The organism is Bradyrhizobium sp. UFLA05-108 (genome assembly GCF_059803455.1).
This window is the reverse complement of the sequence record NZ_JBANAZ010000194.1, coordinates 1-1,314: the sequence shown is the minus strand read 5'-3', so window position 1 is coordinate 1,314 and position 1,314 is coordinate 1. Positions and strand designations below refer to the sequence as shown.

The following is a 1,314-nucleotide window of genomic DNA, read 5'->3' as shown; positions in this document are numbered from 1 at the left end:
TCTCCCTGGTCGCCATCGGCGCCATCGGCGCCTGGTCGCAGGCGATGGTTACGCTGGCGCTGGTGCTGACCGCGCTGTTCTTCTGCATTCTTATCGGCCTGCCGCTCGGCATCTGGCTGGCGCGCAGCAAGCACGCCGCCAAGGTGATAAGGCCGCTGCTCGACGCGATGCAAACCACCCCGGCCTTCGTCTACCTGGTGCCGATCGTCATGCTGTTCGGCATCGGCAACGTGCCGGGCGTGGTGGTCACCATTATCTTCGCGCTGCCGCCGATCGTGCGCCTGACCATTTTGGGCATCAAGCAGGTGCCGGAAGATCTGATCGAGGCCGCCGAATCCTTCGGCGCCAGCCCGCGGCAGCTGCTGTTCAAGGTGCAGCTGCCGCTGGCGATGCCGACCATCATGGCCGGCGTGAACCAGACGCTGATGTTGGCGCTGTCGATGGTCGTCATTGCCTCGATGATCGCGGTCGGCGGTCTGGGGCAGATGGTGCTGCGCGGCATCGGCCGGTTGGACATGGGCCTGGCCGCCGTCGGCGGGGTCGGCATCGTGATCCTGGCGATCATTCTCGATCGCCTCACCCAATCGCTGGGGCGCGATCGCCGCAGCAAGGGCATCGGCCGCTGGTATCGCCGCGGCCCCATCGGGCTACTGACTCGCCCGTTCATCAAACAGGCCTGACGCTTTTCCCGCCGGCGGCTGCGGCCCCGGCGGGCTATGACACCACCACATCGAAAGAGGGGAAACACTATGCGCACCACGGGCATCTGGGCTCTCGCCCTGACGACGCTGATTGGCTCACAGAGCGCCATCGCGGCAGACTTACCCGGCAAGGGGATCGCGGTACAGCCGGTGCAAAGCACCATTTCCGAAGAGACGTTCCAGACGCTGCTGGTCAGCAAGGCGCTGGAGAAATTGGGTTACGACGTGAAGGAACCGCGTGAAGTGGATTACAACGTCGCCTACACCTCCATTGCCTCCGGCGATGCGACCTTTATCGCGGTCAACTGGGACCCGCTGCACGCCGATCAGTACAAGGCCGCCGGCGGCGACGCCAAGTTCTACCGCGAAGGCGTCTACGTCAACGGCGCCGCGCAGGGTTACCTGATCGACAAGAAAACCGCCGAGCAGTATCACATCACCAACGTCGAACAGCTCAAGGATCCCAAGATCGCCAAGCTGTTCGACACCAACGGCGACGGCAAGGCCGATCTGACTGGCTGCACCCCGGGTTGGGGCTGCGAAGCGGTGATCAACCACCACATCAAGGCCTACGGTCTGAGCAACACCGTCGAGCATAACCAGGGCAACTACG

The 1,314-nt window shown here is 63.9% G+C and carries 2 protein-coding genes; both read left to right on the top strand.

Annotation, left to right across the window (positions count from 1 at the left end):
- The coding region (gene proW, locus SO140_RS45890; protein WP_498544194.1) for a glycine betaine/L-proline ABC transporter permease ProW at positions 1-680 on the top strand (680 nt) is incomplete at its 5' end.
- Between the two features lie 69 nt (positions 681-749).
- The coding region (proX, locus tag SO140_RS45885; protein ID WP_498544193.1) for a glycine betaine/L-proline ABC transporter substrate-binding protein ProX at positions 750-1,314 on the top strand (565 nt) is incomplete at its 3' end.